This is a genomic window from Mitsuokella sp. oral taxon 131 str. W9106 (genome assembly GCF_000469545.1).
Classification (GTDB): Bacteria; Bacillota; Negativicutes; order Selenomonadales; family Selenomonadaceae; genus AWVT01.
Window position 1 is genome coordinate 1 of record NZ_KI273052.1, and the last position, 15,258, is coordinate 15,258.

At 58.2% G+C, this 15,258-nt stretch carries 16 protein-coding genes; all 16 read left to right on the forward strand.

The features are described from left to right. The first annotated feature begins 125 nt into the window (after nt 1-125). Entirely contained in the window at nt 126-593 is a 468-nt protein-coding gene (gene def, locus HMPREF1985_RS01705; protein WP_021770701.1) for a peptide deformylase, read from the forward strand. Continuing rightward, nucleotides 590-1,528 carry a methionyl-tRNA formyltransferase gene (fmt, locus tag HMPREF1985_RS01710; RefSeq protein ID WP_021770702.1) on the forward strand — a complete coding sequence of 313 codons (939 nt, stop codon included), beginning with the start codon at nt 590-592 and terminating at the stop codon, nt 1,526-1,528. The genes def and fmt overlap by 4 nt, the downstream gene beginning before the upstream one ends. 3 nt (nt 1,529-1,531) lie before the next feature. Beyond that, entirely contained in the window at nt 1,532-2,380 is an 849-nt protein-coding gene (locus HMPREF1985_RS01715) for a DUF116 domain-containing protein (protein ID WP_021770703.1), read from the forward strand. Further along, complete coding sequence (gene rsmB / locus HMPREF1985_RS01720) at nt 2,377-3,735, forward strand: 16S rRNA (cytosine(967)-C(5))-methyltransferase RsmB (protein ID WP_021770704.1); 1,359 nt, start codon at nt 2,377-2,379, stop codon at nt 3,733-3,735. The genes HMPREF1985_RS01715 and rsmB overlap by 4 nt, the downstream gene beginning before the upstream one ends. Before the next feature lie 3 nt (nt 3,736-3,738). Continuing rightward, nucleotides 3,739-4,773: a 23S rRNA (adenine(2503)-C(2))-methyltransferase RlmN gene (gene rlmN / locus HMPREF1985_RS01725; RefSeq protein ID WP_021770705.1), complete on the forward strand. Its 1,035-nt coding sequence runs from the start codon at nt 3,739-3,741 to the stop codon at nt 4,771-4,773. A 65-nt stretch (nt 4,774-4,838) separates the two neighbouring features. Further along, complete coding sequence (locus HMPREF1985_RS01730) at nt 4,839-5,567, forward strand: FhaA domain-containing protein (protein WP_021770706.1); 729 nt, start codon at nt 4,839-4,841, stop codon at nt 5,565-5,567. Continuing rightward, nucleotides 5,568-6,020 carry an FHA domain-containing protein gene (locus tag HMPREF1985_RS01735; protein ID WP_021770707.1) on the forward strand — a complete coding sequence of 151 codons (453 nt, stop codon included), beginning with the start codon at nt 5,568-5,570 and terminating at the stop codon, nt 6,018-6,020. Between the two features lie 5 nt (nt 6,021-6,025). Next, complete coding sequence (locus tag HMPREF1985_RS01740; RefSeq protein ID WP_040636787.1) at nt 6,026-6,736, forward strand: Stp1/IreP family PP2C-type Ser/Thr phosphatase; 711 nt, start codon at nt 6,026-6,028, stop codon at nt 6,734-6,736. Then, complete coding sequence (locus HMPREF1985_RS01745; RefSeq protein WP_021770709.1) at nt 6,733-8,001, forward strand: FtsW/RodA/SpoVE family cell cycle protein; 1,269 nt, start codon at nt 6,733-6,735, stop codon at nt 7,999-8,001. The genes HMPREF1985_RS01740 and HMPREF1985_RS01745 overlap by 4 nt, the downstream gene beginning before the upstream one ends. Then, nucleotides 7,994-9,388 carry a peptidoglycan D,D-transpeptidase FtsI family protein gene (locus tag HMPREF1985_RS01750; protein ID WP_021770710.1) on the forward strand — a complete coding sequence of 465 codons (1,395 nt, stop codon included), beginning with the start codon at nt 7,994-7,996 and terminating at the stop codon, nt 9,386-9,388. The genes HMPREF1985_RS01745 and HMPREF1985_RS01750 overlap by 8 nt, the downstream gene beginning before the upstream one ends. 19 nt (nt 9,389-9,407) lie before the next feature. Beyond that, nucleotides 9,408-11,174, forward strand: coding sequence for a Stk1 family PASTA domain-containing Ser/Thr kinase (pknB, locus tag HMPREF1985_RS01755; protein WP_021770711.1), 1,767 nt, complete (start codon nt 9,408-9,410; stop codon nt 11,172-11,174). A 21-nt stretch (nt 11,175-11,195) separates the two neighbouring features. Next, the gene (gene rsgA, locus HMPREF1985_RS01760; protein ID WP_021770712.1) at nt 11,196-12,095 is read left to right on the forward strand and encodes a ribosome small subunit-dependent GTPase A; all 900 of its coding nucleotides are present in this window, start codon (nt 11,196-11,198) and stop codon (nt 12,093-12,095) included. Continuing rightward, a complete protein-coding gene (gene rpe / locus HMPREF1985_RS01765) occupies nt 12,092-12,736 on the forward strand; it encodes a ribulose-phosphate 3-epimerase (protein ID WP_021770713.1) in 645 nt (214 codons plus the stop codon). The genes rsgA and rpe overlap by 4 nt, the downstream gene beginning before the upstream one ends. A gap of 18 nt (nt 12,737-12,754) precedes the next feature. After that, nucleotides 12,755-13,438 carry a 7-cyano-7-deazaguanine synthase QueC gene (gene queC / locus HMPREF1985_RS01770; protein ID WP_021770714.1) on the forward strand — a complete coding sequence of 228 codons (684 nt, stop codon included), beginning with the start codon at nt 12,755-12,757 and terminating at the stop codon, nt 13,436-13,438. Then, nucleotides 13,438-14,238 (forward strand): GTP cyclohydrolase FolE2, encoded by an 801-nt coding sequence (gene folE2 / locus HMPREF1985_RS01775; protein WP_040636789.1) that lies wholly within the window; start codon nt 13,438-13,440, stop codon nt 14,236-14,238. Before queC ends, folE2 begins: the two co-directional genes overlap by 1 nt. A 30-nt stretch (nt 14,239-14,268) precedes the next feature. Beyond that, nucleotides 14,269-15,258, forward strand: a complete 990-nt coding sequence (locus tag HMPREF1985_RS01780) for a lysylphosphatidylglycerol synthase transmembrane domain-containing protein (RefSeq protein ID WP_021770716.1) — start codon at nt 14,269-14,271, stop codon at nt 15,256-15,258.

Sequence of the window (15,258 nt, forward strand, 5' to 3'; positions counted from 1 at the left end):
GATTTTGTAACACATGTATTGTAAACCTACACCCTCCGGTCGTAATGGGTGGCTTTTTCTTGTCATACTTTCATTCCTTTGCTATAATTATATGATGGTTTAGGAAATAAGGAGATTACGCATCAATGGCAATACTTGACATAAAGAAAGCCGGCGCACCTGTGCTGAAGGAAGTTTGTGCACCGGTGGAAAGGATCGACAAGAAGCTTCGCCGCCTCTTGGATGACATGGCGGATACGATGTACGGGAATGACGGCGTCGGGCTTGCCGCGCCGCAGGTCGGGCAGGTGATTCGCGCTGTCGTCATCGACTGCCAGGAGGAGCATGGGCTGATCGAGCTCATCAATCCCGTTATCACGTATCGCGAGGGGACGGCCGAGGATACGGAAGGGTGCCTTTCCGTGCCCGATCTCTACGGCGAGGTGGAGCGTGCGGCGAAGGTCAAGGTCGAGTTTCTCAATCGCCGCGGCAAGAAGCAGCACATCACGGCGGAAGGGCTTTTGGCGCGCTGCATTCAGCACGAGCTCGATCATTTGGAAGGGCAGCTTTTCATCGATATCGCCAAAAGCCTGCATAGGGGGAAAAAGGAATGAGATCGTATCGCGCCATCTTCATGGGAACGCCGGATTTCGCCGTTCCGTGTCTCGCGGCACTCCATGCGGCGTGCGATGTCATCGGCGTTGTGACGCAGCCGGACAAGCCGCGCGGACGTGGGCAGAAGCTCGTTCCATCGCCCGTCAAATCATGGGCTGGCAAGCATGGGATTCCCGTATGGCAGCCGGAAAAGGCAAAGCGGGAAGACTTTATCGCATGCCTTGAGGAGCAAAAGCCGGACGTCATTGTCGTCGTTGCGTTTGGGCAGATTTTGCCGCAGCGCATCCTCGATATTCCACGGTATGGCTGCATCAATGTCCATGCGTCGCTTCTGCCGCGTTATCGCGGTGCGGCACCGATGCAGTGGTGTGTCATAAACGGCGAGGAGAAGACGGGCGTCACGACGATGTTCATGGACGCGGGACTCGATACAGGCGATATGCTGCTGAAGGCAGAGTTCCCGATCGGGACGGATACGACGTTTGAAGAGGTGCACGACGGGCTTATGAACCTCGGCGCAGGGCTTCTCATTGAGACGCTTGAGCAGATGTCGGACGGAAGGCTCGTACGCACGCCGCAGACGGGAGAATCGAATTACGCGCCGATGCTCACGAAGGAGACGGGGCGTATCGACTGGCAAAAATCGGCGCAGGAGATTCACAATCTCGTGCGCGGACTTGACTCGTGGCCGGGGGCGTATACGATGCTCGCGGGCAAGACGTATAAGATTTGGCGCACGTGCCTGACAGCGCGTGATACGACGGCTGAGCCCGGTACGGTGCTCGCTGCGGACAAAAAGAAGGGACTTTTCGTTGCAGCCGGCGATGCGGAGCTCGAGATCTTGGAGCTGCAAGCGCCAGGCAAGAAGCGCATGCGCGCCGTCGATTACCTCAATGGACACGATTTTCCGCTTCCCGCTCGATTTGAGGGCTGATTTATGGAAGAAGAACGCACGAAAGGCAAGAGTGAATTCAAATTGCCGGGACGTCCGAAGAAGCGCCTCTTCATTGGCATACTCCTTTTGACGACGGCGCTTATGGCTGCGTTTCTGTACATCATTTGGTATATTGGCGTACCGGGGCTCGCGCGCGTGCAGCCTCTGTTGCCCGTCTTTTTAGGCAGTGCATTTACGGTGTTCGTCGCCGTGTCATTCCTCGGCATTTTCAATATGATTCTCGCCGTCGCGGGACTTCCCTATCTGCCACTCCTGCAGCGGCAGACGTATGAGCTTATCAATATTCTTTTCCCCGTAGCCGTGCGCGTGGGGAAGATTTTTGGCATTGGACGAAGAAAGCTTGAGGGGTCGTTTATCGCGGTGAGCAATCTGCTCTTTCATCGCATGGGCATTCGCGTTCCAGCGGATCGCCTGCTCGTCGTGACACCGCATTGTCTGCAGCTCGCGACGTGCCCGCACAAGATCACACGCGATCCTGATAATTGCAGACGCTGCGGCGGCTGCGATATCGGTGCGCTCGTCACGCTCGCGCATGAGATGGGGTTCCATTTCTTCGTTGCGACAGGCGGCACGCTTGCACGGCAGATCGTCTACGAGACGCGCCCCAAAGCGGTGCTCGCGATTGCCTGCGAGCGCGATCTCATGAGTGGGATACAGGATGTCTATCCGCTTCCCGCAGTCGGGGTTTTGAACATTCGCCCCAATGGTCCTTGCTTCAATACGCATGTCAATATCGATGAAGTGCGGGCGCAGCTTGAGAAGATCATCATGCTAAAAAGCCCTAAGGCATCGAAGGACGAAACCAATATGGAAAAAGGAAACGAAGCATGACGATGAAAGCTGATGCAGCGCGCGAGACGGCTGTGCGCATCCTCTACGAGGTGCATGAAAACTGCGCTTATGCCAATGTGGCACTTGCGCAGGCACTTCGACGCTCGAATCTTTCCGATCAGGATCGCCGCTTCGTGACGGAGCTTGTCTACGGCTCGGTGAAGGCAGGGGGTACGATCGATTGGATCATCCGCCGCTACACGACGCGCCCCGTAAGGAGATTGCAGCCGATGATTCGCGCGATCCTGCGTCTTGGCGCATACCAGCTTTTTTACTTGGATCGCGTGCCGGCGTCCGCCGTCTGCAATACTTCGGTGGAGATCGCGAAGAAGATGGGGGTTCGCTCGCTTTCGGGATTTGTGAACGGCGTCCTTCGGACGATGGCACGCGATCCTAAAAAGGCGGCGTTCCCCAAGGGGAAAGGACATGCCATAGAGGGACTTGCACTTGCGAGCCAGCACCCGGAATGGCTCGTGCGCCGATGGGTGCGTACGTTCGGCTTTGCGGAGGCGGAGGCGCTCTGCTCTTTTGACAACACGGAACCGCCGCTTTCCCTGCGCACGAATACGCTGCGCGGTGATCGCGAGCAACTCCTTGCGTCACTGAAGGCAGAGGGCGCGGAGCCAGAAGCGTCGCATTGGACGCCGGAGGGCATCCGCCTTCTGCGTCACGGCTCGCTCGACGCGCTCACACCACTGCAGGACGGGCGCGCTCAGGTACAGGATGAGAGTTCGATGCTCGTCGCACATGTCGTGCGTCCGAGACCGGGCGCGACGGTCATCGATTGCTGTGCGGCGCCCGGCGGGAAGACAACGCATCTCGCTGCGCTCATGGGCGACGCAGGGCGCATCATCGCGGGCGATATCTACGAGCACAAGCTCGCACGCATTCGTGAGAACGCAGATCGGCTCGGCATCCGCTCCATCGAGACGCAGCTTCTCGATGCGCGGGAAGCTGGCGGGAAGTACCCCGGCGTTGCGGACTGCGTGCTCGTCGATGCGCCGTGTTCGGGACTCGGCGTTCTCAGACGGAAGCCCGACGCAAGATGGCGCAAGACGGAGGCGGAGCTCGCAGGACTTCCCGCCCTGCAGCTCGCCATCTTAAAGAGCGCAGGCCGTGCGGTGAAGGCAGGCGGAACTCTTGTCTACAGCACTTGCACAATTGAGCTTGCGGAAAATCAAGAAGTCGTCAGCACGTTTTTGCAGTCGGATCCTGCCTTTTCGCTTGAGGTGACGGGCGCGTATCTTCCGGACGGGAACGGAAACGCCCGTCACCGCACGGAAAAGATGGTACAGCTTATGCCGCACGTGGACGGCACGGATGGCTTTTTTATCGCGCGCATGAAGAAGGAGTGAAACGTGACGCAGTTATTCGGGCTAGGCCTTTCGGGGATCCGGGCAGCGCTCGCGCCATATCGTGTGCCCGCATACCGTGCGCGGCAGATCGCCGCGTGGATGTATCAGAAAGGCGCGGGATCGTTTGATGTGATGACGGACCTTTCCAAGGCGCTTCGCGCAGTGCTTTCCCAATCCCTTGCGATTGGAAGACCGCATGTGAAGGATCGCCTCATTTCGGCAGACGGGCGCACGCAGAAGTTCCTGCTCGGGCTCGCGGACGGCATTGCAGTCGAGACGGTCTTGATGCGCCAGCCGTATGGCAACAGCGTATGCGTCTCAACGCAGGCGGGGTGCAATATGGGCTGTGCATTTTGTGCGTCAACGCTCAAAGGACTTTCGCGCAATCTGACGAGCGGGGAAATACTCGCACAGGCTATCGTCATCAACGACATGCTGCGCGAGGCGGATGAAGGCAAGGTCGATACGGTTGTCATCATGGGTTCAGGCGAGCCGCTGATGAACTACGACAATGTGCTGGAATTCATTCACCTCATGCATGAGGAGTATACGCTTGGCATGAGCTATCGGAGCATCACGCTCTCGACGTCAGGGATCGTCGAGGGCATGCGCCGCCTAGCGGAGGAGGGGATCCCCCTATCGCTTTCCGTTTCGCTCCATGCGCCGAATCAATCGCTGCGAGAGCGCATCATGCCGATCGCGCGCCGCTATCCGCTTGCGGATGTGATTGCGGCGGCGAAGCACTACGCTGCAGTGACGAAGCGGCGTCTGACATACGAGTACATCTTGATTGACGGCGTAACGGACGGCGAAGAGCAGATGCGGGAGCTGGCGGATCTCCTGCACGGTCAGCTCGCGAGCGTCAATCTCATCCCGATCAATCCCGTAGCGCAGCGCGGCTTCCTGCGCCCTTCGCCGGAGCGCATCGCGCGTTTCGAACGCTATTTGGCGAGACGCCGCATCGCGGTCACGGTGCGGCGCGAGATGGGGGCGGACATTCAAGCCGCATGCGGACAGCTTCGCAACAAGCATCTCTGAATTCTAATCTTGGTTCGATATAATATATCGCGTCTTTATCGACCATTTCCGAAGGAGGCATTCGAATGGGACTTGGGAAGTGGGAGTCTTTTTTATCCGATCATATCGAAGGGTTTTTCAATAAGCGATTCGACAGTGATCTGGAGCCGGTCGAACTTATGAACGGCATGGAAAAGGAAATGCAAAGACAGGCGGATGGAAAAGCGGACTGCGCACTTACCAATGCGTTTCGGTTCTCGCTCTCCGCCGAGGACTACCATCGCCTCTGTTCGAAGCGCGTCATCGAGGAGCTATGCCTCACTGCCATGCGGCAGGTAATCGTGCTAGACGGTGTCATGGAAGGCGACCTGTCGGTTCACATGGAGGAGAACGAGGCACTCACGCGCGGACGCTTCCGCCTGCAGGCGACGATGGGCGGAACGGTGCCGCAGAAGGACGACACACTCGTCTTGGAGCGCACGGAACTTACGCGCGATATGCCGCTCAACCTCCCGCTTGATAGACAGGTCGCATCGCTGACGGTCATAGAAGGCCCTGATGCGGATGCTTATCTCGCCATCGGTGAGCACCCCGTCTACATCGGACGGCGCGACAAGAATGAATTCATTCTGACGGACGCGAATGCGTCGCGCCTGCATGCTTGGATTTCGTATGAGGCGCATCGTCACGAACTGCACGACGCTAAGAGCACGAACGGCACGTTCGTCAACGGACGCCGCATCACGTCGTGCCGTCTGCGCGCTGGGGACCGCATTCGGACGGGGGAGACGATATTCGTTTATGAGGTGATATAATTGCCTGTTACGGCAGTGTTTTTGAAAGTATTTCGCGTGGTGCTGGAGTACGGCATGCTCTTTTGGCTGCTTTGGTTTTCCGTACGGCTGTCGAGACAGATCTTCGGTGCAGTGCGTCGCGAGATGCGAAAGAGCAGGGCAGCAGAGACGGCAGCGTCCGAGGCGGTGCTTTGCGTCCTTGGCGAGGGGGAGCCGTCCCTGGCGGGAAGGCGGTTCGCCTTTGGCGAGCAGATTGCGATCGGACGCGGGGCGGATAACGACATTGTCATCCCAGAGAGCTTCGTATCGCATCACCATGCCGTGCTTTTCCGTCATGCCAATCAATACGTTGTCGAGGATCTCGGAAGTGTCAATCCGACGTACGTGAACGATCACCCGTTGAAAGGGCGCGCGTACCTTCGTCCCGGCGACGTCCTGCGCATCGGCATGGTCACGTTCCGATTTGAGAGGTGAGCGGTTTGAGCAAGGAATTTCAGGCGACCGATACGGGACGCGTGCGCTCGCATAACGAAGACTGCTGCGGCATCTTTGCGCCGGCGTGCTACGTCGTCGCGGACGGCATGGGCGGCCATGCCGCGGGTGAGGTTGCCAGCGGCATGCTGCTCGATACGGTGCGCACGTGTTTGGAGGGGCGCTCAGGACTCGGCGAAGAAGAGCTGAGGCAGGCGGTCATCGAGGCAAACCGACGCATCTGTGAGACGGCAAAGGCATCGGCTGCGCTCTCCGGCATGGGGACGACGGCGACGCTTCTCCACGTCGATGCGGAAAAAGGCGCGGGGTACTGGGCACATGTCGGCGACAGCCGCCTTTACCTCATGCGCGCGGGTGTGCTCACCCAAATCACGCGGGACCATTCCTATGTTGAGGACCTCGTCGCACAGGGCGAGATCACAGAGGAGGAGGCGCGCCGCCATCCGCAGCGCAATATGCTCACGCGGGCAGTCGGCGTCGAAGAACTGGTCGAAGTTGACACGGGATGCGTGAACCTTCAAATGGGTGACGTGCTTTTGCTTTCGACCGATGGCCTTACCAATATGGTGACGGATGAGGCGATCTGCACGATGCTGTGCGAGGCGCGCGAAGATCCTGCGAAAACCCTTGTTTCGCGTGCCGTGGAAAATGGCGGAATCGACAATGTGACGGCCGTCGTAGCGGAGTATGCACCATGAGAAAATGGACGCTTATGCTTGCCCCGATCGGCATCCTCATCGCGGGGCTGATGGTCTTGTACCTCAAGGCGCATCCGACGATTGGTGCCGTACGCCCCGAACTTTTTTTAGGATTGTCGTATTTTCCATGGCTTGCAGCGGCTATCCTAATCGCCTTTTTTGTGCAGGGCGTGCTCATTCATCGGGGCATGGATCATTTGATTTTCCCGACTGTCCTGCTGCTCGCGAGCGTCGGCATTGTCGAGATCGCGCGCCTGAAGCCGGCACTTCTTGCGCCGCAGCTTCGCTGGCTCTGCATCGCGATGGTTGCGCTTCTCGTCGTCCTGCGGCTGGACTCGTGCATCAAGCGAGCGCTCGACTATCCGTATTTGCTCGGCATCGCCTGCGTCGGCCTGCTCGGTCTGCCGCTCCTCTTCGGCACGGAGATCGGCGGAAGCCGAAATTGGCTTGTCCTCGGGCCGATGTCGATTCAGCCGTCGGAGTTTGGCAAGATCCTCATCGTGCTCTTCCTCGCAGCGTACCTTTCGGATCATCGCCGCGTCCTTACGCTTCCGTCGCGGCGGATCCTCTTTCTGCGCCTTCCGCCCGTCCGCTTCATTGCACCGCTCATCTGCATTTGGAGCATGGCGGTTCTGATGTTCGTCGTCGAGCGCGATCTCGGCTCTGCACTCCTCTTTTTTGGCATCGCCGTCATCATGACGTACATGGCGACGGGAAGCCGATCCTACGCGTTTATCGCCATTGTGTTTATCGCTGCCGCAGCAGCGATCAGCTACACGGCGTTTGGACACGTGCGCGTGCGTTTCGATATATGGCTCGATCCTTGGCAGGATCCGAACGGGCAGGCGTACCAAGTCGTTCAATCGCTCTTCGCGTTTGCGGCTGGCGGCGTATGGGGAACGGGGTTCGGATTCGGGCATCCGGGCTTTATCCCTGAGGTGCACACGGACTTTATTTTTTCCGCCATCGCGGAGGAGATGGGGCTTATTGCAGCGCTTATGATTATGGCGTGCTATATCATGATCTTTTGGCGTGCCTTGCAGATCACGCTCGCCTGTTCAAGGGAGAGGGAAATGCTGCTCGGTGCGGGCATCAGTGTGCTCAATCTGATGCAGGCATTTATCATCATCGCCGGCGTCACGAAGTTCCTTCCGCTGACGGGCATCACGCTTCCATTCGTGAGCTACGGCGGCAGTTCCATGCTGTCGGGCTTCATCCTGCTCGGCATGCTCTTATCCCTTTCAAAGGAGCAGAAACATGGCTGATCGGAAACTGCGAAAACAGATCTTGCAGGCGGCATCTGCCTGCATGGCGCTCTTTGGCGTGCTCGCGCTTTACATCGTTTACCTCACGACCTGGGCAGCGGAGGATCTTTCGTCGAACCCGCTCAATATGCGGAGCGCGGCGGCGCGCGCCGATATATGGCGAGGCACGATATACGATGCGTCTGGTACCGTCCTTGCTGAGACGGCGGATGACGGCACGCGTCGCTACCCGTTCGGCAAGATGATGGCTGCGGTGACGGGCTACAACGGAGAGAATATCGGCAGTACGGGCGTTGAGGGGCACGCGAACCGCGCGCTCTTGGGCCTCACGGACGACATGCAGCGCATGGGTCCTTTGGCGCAGCTTTTGCAGACGGGCCGCGGCAACGATGTAAGGCTCACCGTTGATGCGAACGCGCAGAAAGCGGCGTACGAAGGGCTTGCTGGCAGGCGCGGCGCCGTCGTCGTGCTCGATGCGGAGACGGGCGCGGTGCTCGCAATGGTGAGCACGCCTGCCTACGATCCGAACGACATCGAAACGAACTGGAAGGTGCTCTCAAAGCAGGCGGACGGTGCATTGCTCAATCGATGCGTTCAAGGTCTGTACCCGCCGGGATCGACGATCAAGCCGATGATCGCGGATGCTGCTCTCACCGAGGGGGCGACGGACGAGAAGGAAGTTTTCGACTGCACGGGCACGCTCGATGTGGGAGGCGGGCATACGATCGGCGAGAGCCATGGCGAGGTGCACGGGAAAGTCACCCTGCGCGACGCGGTGACGGAGTCGTGCAACGTGACATTCGGCACGCTCGGCATGCGCCTCGGCGATGCAAAGCTCAAGAAAGCGTATGAGCGTTTCGGCTTTGCTGAGGGAATTGGTGAGGATATCGTCATGGAGCAGTCGCATCTGCCGGATTTCGGCAAGCTGTCGAATGGAGATCAGGCACAGGTCGCGATCGGGCAGGGTACGCTTCTCGTCACGCCGATGCACATGGCATTGCTCGCTGACGCATTCGCAAACGGTGGCCGCATCATGAAGCCGTATCTCGTGCAGCAGGTCGTGTCGCCAAACGGCATGGTCGTATCCGAGACACAGCCTTCCGTTTGGCGCACGGCGACGTCGCCTGAGATGGCAGCAATCATCGACAGCTACATGGAACGCGTCGTAGAGAAGGGGACGGGGCGCGCAGCGCACGTCTTCGGCGTGCGCGTGACGGGCAAGACGGGCACTGCGGAAAATCCGGCAGGCGCGGATCACGCCTGGTTTATCGGCTCTGCCGATCTGCCAAAGCGCAAAATCGTTTTTGCCGTTTTGGTAGAGAACGGCGGTGGGGGCGGCACAGAGGCTGCGCCGATTGCGCGAAGGATAATTGAAAGCCTTGCATGAAACAGTGGGGGGAACTGATATGATAGAGCGTGTCTTAGATGGGCGCTACAAGCTGCAGGAGCAGATTGGCGGCGGCGGCATGGCCGATGTCTACAAGGCGGAGGATATGCTCCTGCACCGCCCCGTTGCAGTCAAGATCCTGCATGAGCAATTCAAGCAGGATCGGGAGTTCATCGAAAAATTCCAGCGCGAGGCACAAGCCGCGGCGCGCCTTTCGCATCCGAACATCGTCAATATTTACGATGTCGGCATCGCGGACGGCGACCACTATATCGTCATGGAGTACGTGCCGGGACGCACGCTGAAGGACAAAATCCGGCAGGAAGGGCATTTAGAGCCGCGCGAGGCGTTGAAGGTTGCGCGAGAGATTGCCGAGGCCCTTGCCCATGCACATGCGAATAACCTCGTGCACTGTGATATCAAGCCGCACAACATCCTGATGATGGCAGACGGACATGTGAAAGTCGCGGACTTCGGCATCGCGCGCGCCGTTACGGAATCGACGATGACGTACAGCGGCAACGTAGTCGGCTCCGTGCATTACTTCTCGCCGGAACAGGCGAAGGGAACGATGATCACGCCCAAGTCCGACGTTTACTCTCTCGGCGTTGTGCTCTACGAGATGCTGACGGGAAAGCTTCCGTTTACGGGAGAGACGCCTGTGAGCATTGCGATGAAGCACCTGCAGGACGATCCCGTTCCCGTACGTCAGCTCGATCCCGCGATACCGCCCGTGGTGGAGGCGATCGTCACGCGCGCGATGAGCAAGGATCCCGCTGCACGTCCTTCGAGCTCGGAGTTCGTGCAGGACGTGCAGCAGGCGGAACGCATGTTGCTCGCAGGAGATGCCTCGCTTGAGGCGCAGGAAGAAGATCCCTATGCGACGCGCGTCATGCCGCGTGTTCAGGAACCGCTGCTGTCACGACGCGGGGCACGCGAAAAAGATCCGTATTACGAGGAGGAGACGGCGCACGACCGCTCCGTATTCAAGTCGAAGAAGTTTATCGCAGGCCTCGTATTTATCCTCATGCTGGGCTTCTTTGTCGGCGCGTTCATGAGCTATGGCAAGTTTTGGAGCGCGGCGGAAATCGAGGTTCCGAATGTGGTCGGCAAGCAGATGACGCTTGCCCGCCAGATATTGGAAGACAAGAAGCTGCGCGTCAATGTCGCGGAGACGTACGACGCGGACGTCCCCGCTGGCGAAGTCGTGTCGCAAACGCCGGAAGCCGGTTCGCGCGTCAAGGAGGAGCGCCTCGTCACGATCTACGTCAGCAAGGGCGGTGAGGAGCTTGAAATGCCGGACGTGCAAGGCCTCTCAAAGCGAGATGCCGAAGCGAAACTGCAAAAGATGGGATTGAAGCTTGCCTCTGTCTACGAGAAGTATTCGGATGAGCCGGCCGGCACGGTCATTGGGCAAGATCCGCGTGCGGGAGCCAAGCTCAAGAAAGGACAGAGCGTCGATATTACGATCAGCAAGGGCAAGGAGAGCAAGAAGGTGCGCGTGCCGAATGTCACGGGCGGAACGCTTGAGGCAGCGGAAGCGAGCATCAAGGCAAACGGGCTTACGGTCGGCTCGATCACGAAGAAGGCAAGCCGCCAAACTTCGGGTACGATCATAAGCCAGTCGCCGTCAGGCGGTGAGGCAGAGGAAGGCGCGAGCGTCGATCTCGTCGTCGCTGAGGAAGAAAAAGCTGGAAGCAGCAAGGGCGGCAAGAAAGATCCTGCCAAGACGCAGCCCGATGAAAGGGTGCCGGTACGGCAGGGGGATGCCGCAAAGAGCCGATAAAACAGGAAATGAGGAGGGGTTATGCGACAAGGCCGAGTCCGAAAGGCATACAACAGCTTTTTCTACGTGGATACTGGTGCAGAAGAACTTGTGAGCTGCAAGCTGCGCGGACGGTTCAAGAAGAGCCGTAAAGAATGCTGCGTTGTGCCGGGGGATTGCGTTCGCATCGAGCTTCTGCCCGATAAAACGGGAGTCATTGAGGAAGTCCTGCCGCGCGAGACGCTCCTGCGCCGCCCTGCTGTTGCCAATGTCACGCAGGTCGTGCTGACTTTCGCGGCGGCGCAGCCGGACCTGCACCTGCTTCTCGTAAACCGTTTTCTCGTTCTCGCAGAATGGTCGTGTATTCCCAAGGTGCGCATTTGCATCAATAAGATCGATCTTGCCAGAGAGAATGCCGACACACTTTTAGCGGACTATGAGCGCATCGGCTACTCCGTTCTGCACACCTCTGCGCAGGAGGGCGTAGGGGTCGATGCGCTTCGCGAAGCGCTGGCAGGGGAAGTCACGGTCTTTGCCGGTCCATCTGGCGTCGGCAAATCCTCGCTCTTGAATGCTGCCGTGCCCGGCCTTTCGCTCAAGGCGGGAGCCGTCAGCGAGAAAATCAAGCGCGGGCGTCATACGACGCGCGTTGCCGAACTCATTCCATGCGGAGCGGGATACCTCGTGGATACGCCGGGATTCAGCGCGATGGAGCTCGAAGGGCTTGAACTCGCAAAGCTTGCGGCGTGCTTTCCTGAGTTTCGCCCGTACCTAGGTGCATGCCGCTTTGCGCCGTGCAGCCATACGCATGAGCCGGACTGCGCCGTCAAGGCGGCAGCAGAGAAAGGTGAGATTTTGTCAGAGCGTTATGACGCGTATCGGACGATTTATCAGGAAATCGAAGAGGGGCAGAAGCTCCTTAGAAGGAAGGCATATAAATGACGAAGATAGCACCATCGATTCTTTCCGCTGATTTTTCACATCTTGCGGATGAGGTGAAACGCGTGACCGATGCGGGCGCGGATTACGTTCACATCGATGTTATGGACGGCACGTTCGTGCCCGATATCACGATTGGATCGCCCGTCGTCAAAAGCCTTAGAAAGACGTCGGATGCCGTCTTTGACGTGCATCTCATGGTTGAGCATCCTGAGACACAGGTCGAGTCGTTTGCTGAAGCGGGCGCAGATATCCTTACATTCCACGCCGAGGCGGTGCGCCACAGCCACCGCATCGTACAGCAGATCAAGGCGTCAGGCTGCAAGGCGGGCATTGCGCTCAACCCAGGAACGAGCCTTGCGATGATCGAGGAACTCCTCCAAGATCTCGATATGGTGCTCATCATGACGGTCAATCCCGGCTTTGGCGGGCAGCGTTTTATCGAGTCCCAGCTCGACAAGATCCACATGCTCTTCCATACGATCAAAGAGATGGGATTTGACTGCGACATCGAGGTCGACGGCGGCATCAATGCGAAGACGAGCGAGCGCGTCCGCGATGCAGGCGCGAATATCCTCGTCGCGGGATCTGCCATTTACGGCGCGGACGATGTAAAGGCGGCAATCGCAGCGATTCGCGGCTGACGGAAAGGGGAAAATCATATGGAAAAGGCGGTCGTGCTGCTATCGGGCGGACTCGATAGCTGCACTTGCATGGCAGTTGCGAAGAGCAAAGGATATGCGCTGTACCCGATTAGCTTCAACTATCATCAGCGCCATGGCATTGAGCTTGAAGGCGCAAAGAAAATTGCGGATTTCTACGGCGTGGAAAAGCATCTCATCATCGAGACGAATATGGAGGCGATCGGCGGATCGGCTCTCACGGACAGCCGTATCAAAGTGCCCGACGGCGATGTCGGGCGCGGTGATGTGCCGCCGACGTACGTGCCTGCGCGCAACCTCATTTTCCTCTCGTATGCCGTCGGCTATGCGGAGGTGCTCGGTGCGAGCCATGTCTACATCGGCGTGAACTCGGTTGATTACTCCGGCTATCCGGACTGCCGGCCGGCGTTTATCGAGAAGTTTCAGGCGCTTTCGGATTACGCGACGACGGCAACGGCGGTCAAGGGCAGGAAGATCACCGTTGAGACGCCGCTTCAGAATCGCTCCAAGAAGGATATCGTGCTGCTCGCGACGAAGCTCGGTGCGCCGCTGCAGTTCACGCATAGCTGCTATCGCGGCGGGGAAAAGGCATGCGGCGTTTGCGATAGCTGCAAGCTGCGCCTGCGGGGATTCGGAGAGGCGGGCGTCAAAGACCCGATTGCCTATGAAACGAGGGAAGCATGATGGAAGACGTGCAGAGCCAGTGCGATGTGCGTGGCATAGCGATACAGTGCGTCGGTGTGAGCGATGTGCACTTGCCATTCCTCATCAAGACGAAGGACGGTGGTTTTCAGCAGGTGCTCGCCCGCATTCGATTCACGGTCGCATTGCCACAGGAATACAAGGGAACACACATGAGCCGCTTCCTCGAGATCCTCATGCCTTGGAGCGAAAAGCCGCTTGCGGAGCATGAGATGGAGGCGATGCTGGAGGAGGCGCTCGCACGTCTTAGCGCACAGTCGGCTGAGGTCGAACTGCGTTTCAAGTATTTTATCGGGAAGAAGGCGCCCGTAAGCAGACGTGAATCCTTGCTCGATTTGGGCTGTACGTTTCGCGGCAAGAAACGGGTCGGCGCTCCCATGGAATTTACACTTGGCGTCGATGTTCCCTTTACTTCGCTTTGCCCGTGCAGCAAAGCGATCTCGCGCTACGGAGCGCATAACCAGCGCTCGATCTGCCGCGTCGCCGTGCGCTTTCATGAAGGCAAGCCGTGTATCTTCATCGAGGATCTCGCGGCGCTCGTCGAGGCACAGGGTTCTGCGCCCATTTATCCACTCCTGAAACGCGAAGATGAAAAATTTGTAACGGAGCACGCCTACGAAAATCCGAAATTCGTTGAGGATATTCTCCGCGATACAGTGCTCGCACTGCGCTCACTCGAAGGAATTTCCTATTTTTTTGTCGAATGTGAGAACGATGAGTCCATTCATAATCATAACGCGTTTGCCGCACATGAAGAAACGGTTCCGGCAGGGAACCGCTGAATTTCGGTCGAACGGCAGCATGGAGTTTTCATGAATAAGATATACAAGCGGTTCGTCGTGCTGATCCTGCTCGTATCCGTCATATCGGGCGTCGTCATCTATACGACAGTCGATATCCATACGCTGCGGAATCTCGATCACTTTCAGCCGTGGTCGGTGGCGCTCGCCGTCTTTTCCGTGGGGCTTGGTCTTTTTTTCGATGGCAGCCGGCTCATGCACCTCGTTCGGATATCGCATGAGAAAATCACGCTCTATCAAGCGGTGCAGGTTATTTTCGGCAATTACTTTCTTGCGCTTCTGACGCCGGGCGCGACGGGCGGCGCAGTCGCGCAGCTCATGTTCCTGCGCCATGCAGGCGTGCCGACGGGAAAGGCGGCAGTGCTCGTCATCGTGCGCACGATCCTGTCGATCTTTTTCCTCATACTTTGCATGCCGTTTATCTTCCTGCATGATGCAGGAATCGTGCCCGGCGTCTCCAACGACGTGCTCATGGCGGTCACGGTGACGGCTTTTCTTGTCCTCATCCTGCTCGTCATCGGGGCGCGGCGCGGCTATCTCGACTACATCGTCATTCGCCTGGCGAAGCGCATGAAAAATGAGCGTAGGCGCAAGGTTTTCGCGTTTTTCCGCGATACGAAGAGCGCCGTCGCGCTCCTGTCCTCCGCGCCACTTCAAATGCTCGTCGTATTTGCGGAATCGGGGCTGAATCTCCTCTGCATCTACGCGATCGTGCCATGCCTTTTGCTTGGGCTAGGCGTGACAGATATCGACTGGTACACGGTCATGGGGCGCATGATTTTCCTGAACATGCTGCTTTACTTCACTCCGACGCCGGGAGGCTCCGGCATCGCAGAGGGCGGCTTTGTCCTGCTCTTTTCTGAGACGGTTCCCGCAGGCACCGTCGGCATCATTGCCGTGAGCTGGCGGCTCATCGCGGAGTACATTCCGTTCTTGATTGGTTTTTACTACACGCTGACGGTGTTTGGACGCGATTTCCTTCATCGCCAGCTCGGAAAGTAG